Raw genomic sequence first — 4,847 nt, 5'->3', positions numbered from 1 at the left:
GCATCGACGCGGGTGGGTTCCGGCGCCGCCACCGGCGTACCCGCGCCCGTGGCGACGGCCTCCAGCAGCGCGGCGAGCCGCTCCGCGCTCGGCCGGGCCGCCGGATCGCGGACCAGGACCTCGGCCAGTACGGGTCCCAGCGCCCCGGACCGGCGCGGCGGCGGCACCGGGTCGTCGAGTACGGCGGCCAGTGTGGCCAGGGTGGTGGCGCGGCGCATGGGGCTCACGCCCTCGACGCACACGTAGAGCATCATGGCGAGCGACCACAGGTCGCAGGCCGGCAGGTCGGCGCCGCGGATCCGCTCGGGGGCCAGGTACTCGGGGGTGCCGATGACCTCGCCGGTCCGGGTGAGGGAGGTCGCGTCCTGGAGGGCGGCGATGCCGAAGTCGGTCAACACCGCCGAACCGTCGGCGCGCAGGAGCACATTGGCCGGTTTCACGTCCCGGTGGTGGATCCCGGCGGCGTGCGCGGCGCGCAGTCCGGCCAGGACCTCGGACCCGATCCGGGCGGCCTCGGCGGGCCGCAGCGGGCCGAGCTCCAGGCGCTGTTGGAGGGAGTCGCCGGGCAGCAGCTCCATCACCAGCCAGGGATGGGGGCCCTCGTCCACGATGTGGTAGATGGTCACCACATGGGGGTTGCTGATCCGCGCCTGGGCGCGGGCCTCGCGCAGCACCCGTTCGCGCAGGCGCCGGGAGGCATCGAAGCCTTCCGCGCCGTGCCCGTCGCCGGGCGGCTGCCGTACTTCCTTGATGGCCACATCGCGGTGCAGGGCACGGTCCAGCGCTCGCCAGACCGTGCCCATGCCCCCGCTGCCGAGCCGCTCAAGCAGCTCGAACCGTCCGTCGATCACGTCCCCCGGCGCGCTCATGGGCGCCAGGGTAGGTCACGCGGAGGGGTGCGCGCCGGTCAGCCCGCGCGGTAGGCGGTCCACATGCTCTGCATGCGGGACACCTGGCCGGCGGTGAACTGGTACATGCACGCGTCGTACGTGTAGTCCATGAAGTTGTGGATCGGGTCGACGCCCGCCTTGCTGGCGCAGGAGTCGCGGCCGGTCGGGCACTCGTACGCGGCGCTCTTCTCGGCCGGGGTGTCGGAGACGGAGTCACCGCTTCCGTTGCAGCCGCCCTGGAAGGTGTGGTACAGGCCCATCCAGTGGCCGACCTCGTGGGTGGCCGTGTCGCCCTCGTTGTAGTTGGCGGCGGAGCCGCCGGGCAGCGAGGAGTTGAGCAGGACGACGCCGTCCATCGTGGGCTGCGAGGCGTAGGAGCTCGGGAAGGTCGCCCAGCCGAGCAGGCCGCCGCCGAGGTTGGCCGTGTAGACGTTGAGCGCGTTCGCGCCGCCCTTGCGCAGGGCGTTCTTCATGTCCTTCTCGGCCTGGCTGCCGTGGGAGACGTTGTACCAGGAGGCGTTGTCCGTGTAGTCGGTGGCGACCAGCTGGAACTGGTAGCCGGAGTCGACGTTGCCGGTGCCCTGGCCCGCGTACGCGGCGTTGAGGACCGCGATCTGGTTGTTGATGTCGGTGGCCGTCAGCTTGCCGGTGGTGCCGGAGTGGACGACGTGGAAGTACACCGGGATGGTGGTCGCCGTGGTGCCGGTCGCACCGGCCACGCGCAGGCTGTCCAGCTTCTGGGGGGAGAGCTGGGACAGCTTCTTCTTCAGGTCGGCGTCCATCGCCTTGACCTGGGCCTCCGTCACCTCGTTGGGCTCGGCGGCGCGGGTGTCCTTGGGCTTGGCGACGCGGGCGTCGACGGGCGCGCCCAGCTCGTCGGTGGCGCACTGCTCGGCCTGGGTGGGGGCGGCCGAGACGGTGGCGGGGGCGGTCATGGGGGCGAACGTCAGTGCGCCGGCCAGCGCGGCCGTGCCCATCAGACGGCGGCGGAGAAGGGGGGATATGCGGGCAGAAGCGCGCACGTGGAACTCCTCGCAAGCGTGGTGGGGGCGGAGGTTTTTCCTCACGCTGGCGCGAAGCTTATGTGTCCATGACACCAACGGGTCAAGGCTTGTGTGTAAAAGATTTGTTGCCTGGCAGGCAGTTGGGGCACCTGGTTCGTGCCAAGGTGCCCCAAACCGCCGAAGAATTGACGGAACGTCAGTTAACTGGGCTGTACACCCGTTCCACCTTCTGGCTGCCGTTCAGCGTGCGGTACGACCGGCTCCACCGGGAAGTGGCGTTCTGCTGCCGCTTGTCCGAAACGACGTAGTAGTCCATCTGTGAGGCCTGGGCCGTCACGTTCAGCACGCCGTAGCCGTGGGAGTCCATGTCCAGCCACTTCACGTGCCAGTTGGCGGCCTTGATGGCCGATTCCGCCACGAGCGAGGCGGTGTCGGCCGGTACGTGCAGGATGTCGTCGATGTTGTCGGACGTCACCGATGTCACCACGAACTCGGTGGCGGCCGTGCCCGAACCCGGGTAGGTCGCCATGTTCATCGGGACCTCGTTGGCCCACGCCATGTGGATGTCGCCGGTCAGGAACACCGTGTTCTTGATGCCCCGGTCCTTGAGGTGGTTCAGCAGCTCCTTGCGGTCGTCGGTGTACCCGTCCCACTGGTCCACGTTGATCGCGAGGCCGCCCTCGGGCAGGCCGAGCAGCTTGGTCAGCGGACCCAGCAGGTACGCGGGCAGCGAACCGAAGGCCACCGGCGAGATCATCACCGAGGTGCCGACCAGCTTCCACGCGGCGTTCGAGGACGCCAGGCCGGCCTTCAGCCAGTCCAGCTGGGCGCGCCCGGTCATCGTGCGCTCGGGGTCGTCCACCCCGCCGTTGCCCACCTTGACCTGCTGCGAGCGGAAGCTGCGCAGGTCGAGCAGGTGCAGATCGGCCAGGCTGCCGAAGCGCAGCCGCCGGTAGACGGTGCCCGCGACGGAGGGGCGGACGGGCATCCACTCGAAGTACGCCTGCTTGGCGGCGGCGGCCCGGGCCGCCCACTCGCCCTCGGTGCCCGCCGTGTGGTTCTCGGCGCCGCCCGACCAGGCGTCGTTGGCGAACTCGTGGTCGTCCCAGATCGCGACGACCGGGTGCGCGGCGTGCAGGGCCTGGAGGTCGGTGTCCGTCTTGTACTTGCCGTGCCGGGTCCGGTAGTCGGCCAGCGTCACGATCTCGTGGCGGGGCTCGTGCTGGCGTACGACGTACTTCGCCTCGGGGTAACCGCCGCTCTGGTACTCGTAGATGTAGTCGCCCAGGTGCAGGATCGCGTCCAGGTCGGTCCGGGCGGCGAGGTGGCGGTAGGCGGAGAAGTACCCCGACTCCCAGTTGGCGCACGAGACCACGCCGAAGCGGACCCCGGGGGTGGAGGCGTCGTGGGCGGCGGTGGTGCGGGTGCGCCCGACCGGGGAGACGGCGGAGCCGGCGGTGAACCGGTAGAAGTAGGCGGTCTGCGGGCGCAGGCCCCGCACGTCGGCCTTGACCGTGTGGTCGGCGGCCGAGGTGGCGGTGACGGCGCCGCGCGCGACGACCCGGGAGAAGGCCTTGTCCTCGGCGACCTCCCAGGTCACCTCGGTGGCCGGGCCCTTGCCGGAACCCGGAACGGCCTCGGCGGTGGGGGTGACCCGCGTCCACAGCAGGATGCCGTCGGGCAGCGGGTCACCCGAGGCTATGCCGTGCAGGAAGGCGGGCGCGGGCTCGGCCGCGTGGGCGGTCCCGCCCAGGGCGGCCGCCGCGAACGGGGCGAGCGCGGCGGTGGCGGCTGCGGCCTTGACGACCGAGCGGCGGCGCGGTGAAACGCCGGAAGAAAGAGGGAGTTGACTGGTCACGGGCGCTGATATTACTGACCGGTATACCCAGGGTACAGCCATGGGAAAGCAACGAGCGGGCGAACTCTCGTGGTTCGCCCGCTCGTTGCGGAAAAGGGTGGGGGCCGGCCCCGGCGGATCAGCCCTGGAGGGCCTTGTCGATCGCCTCCGTGAAGGCCTGCGGGGTGGCCGGCGTCTCGATCTTCTTGCCGTCCATCTTCAGCGTCGGGGTGCCCGTGACACCGGACTTGTTGAAGGCCTTGCCCATCTCCAGCGCCCAGCGGTCGTACGTGCCGTTCTCCACGGCCGCCTTGAACTCGGCGTTGCCCTTCAGTGCCGGCACCTGGTCGGCGACCTTCAGCAGGTAGTCGTCCTTGGCGAACTTGTCGTCCGTCTCGCTCGGGTGGTTCTCCGCCGAGTACAGGGCGTTCTTGTACGCGAGGAACGCGTCGGGGCTCACGTTCAGGGCCGCGCCCAGCGCGCTCAGCGCGTTCTTCGAGCCCTCACCCTTGACCGCGTTGTCGATGAAGGTCGCGCCTATGTACTGGAGCTTGAACTTGCCGGCGTCCACGTCCTTCTTGACCTGCTCGCCGACCGCCTGCTCGAACGAGGCGCACGCCGGGCAGCGCGAGTCCTCGTACAGCTCCAGGGTCTTCTTGGCCTCCGGCTTGCCGATGACGACCGTGGTGCCGTTCTCGCCCTCGGTGTTCTTCGGCTTGACCAGCTCCGCCTCGGCGGCCTTCTCCCAGACGCCGGGCTCGTTCGCCTTCATGACGGCGAAGCCGACGCCGCCGGCCAGCGCGAGGGCCGCGACGACCGCGCCGGCCACGATCACCTGGCGGCGGACCTTGTCCCTCTTGGCCTGGGCCTCGCGCTCGGCGCGCAGCCGCTCGCGGGCGGCTGCCTTGTTGGCCTGGCTGTTGCGTGCGCTCATGGTGTTCTCCATGGGGTGGTGGAAAGACGTAAAGGGGGGACTGCCGTGCGTACGGGTGCTCAGGCGATGCCGAGCGCCCGCGCGGGCGGTCCCCGCCGCCCCACGGAGTGGACGGGGAAGCGGGCCGGCGAGCCGGCATCCGCCCGGGCCGGCCGCACCGGCCGCCGGGCCGGGCCGAGGAC

General features: G+C 70.7%; 4 protein-coding genes. All 4 read right to left on the bottom strand.

Annotated features, from left to right (window positions below; genetic code table 11):
- The coding region (locus tag GPJ59_RS33570) for a serine/threonine-protein kinase (protein WP_219671698.1) at positions 1-869 on the bottom strand (869 nt) is incomplete at its 3' end.
- Between the two features lie 38 nt (positions 870-907).
- The gene (locus tag GPJ59_RS33565) at positions 908-1,867 is read right to left on the bottom strand and encodes a zinc metalloprotease (RefSeq protein WP_219671700.1); all 960 of its coding nucleotides are present in this window, start codon (positions 1,865-1,867) and stop codon (positions 908-910) included.
- A 223-nt stretch (positions 1,868-2,090) separates the two neighbouring features.
- Positions 2,091-3,794 (bottom strand): alkaline phosphatase D family protein, encoded by a 1,704-nt coding sequence (locus GPJ59_RS33560; RefSeq protein WP_219671697.1) that lies wholly within the window; start codon positions 3,792-3,794, stop codon positions 2,091-2,093.
- A gap of 76 nt (positions 3,795-3,870) precedes the next feature.
- Positions 3,871-4,665, bottom strand: a complete 795-nt coding sequence (locus GPJ59_RS33555; protein ID WP_219671696.1) for a DsbA family protein — start codon at positions 4,663-4,665, stop codon at positions 3,871-3,873.
- Positions 4,666-4,847 lie beyond the last annotated feature (182 nt).

Source organism: Streptomyces bambusae (assembly GCF_019400985.1).
In the GTDB taxonomy this organism is placed as follows: Bacteria; Actinomycetota; Actinomycetes; order Streptomycetales; family Streptomycetaceae; genus Streptomyces; species Streptomyces bambusae_A.
Note: the sequence above shows the minus strand (reverse complement) of the source record. Positions and strands in the feature narration are given on the sequence as shown.

What these genes read in the sequence shown, in the direction of transcription:
- GPJ59_RS33565 (WP_219671700.1), bottom strand. Translation starts at nt 1,867, where the DNA reads ATGGGCACGGCCGCGCTGGCCGGCGCACTGACGTTCGCCCCCATGACC.
- GPJ59_RS33555 (WP_219671696.1), bottom strand. Translation starts at nt 4,665, where the DNA reads ATGAGCGCACGCAACAGCCAGGCCAACAAGGCAGCCGCCCGCGAGCGG.
- GPJ59_RS33560 (WP_219671697.1), bottom strand. Translation starts at nt 3,794, where the DNA reads ATGGCTGTACCCTGGGTATACCGGTCAGTAATATCAGCGCCCGTGACC.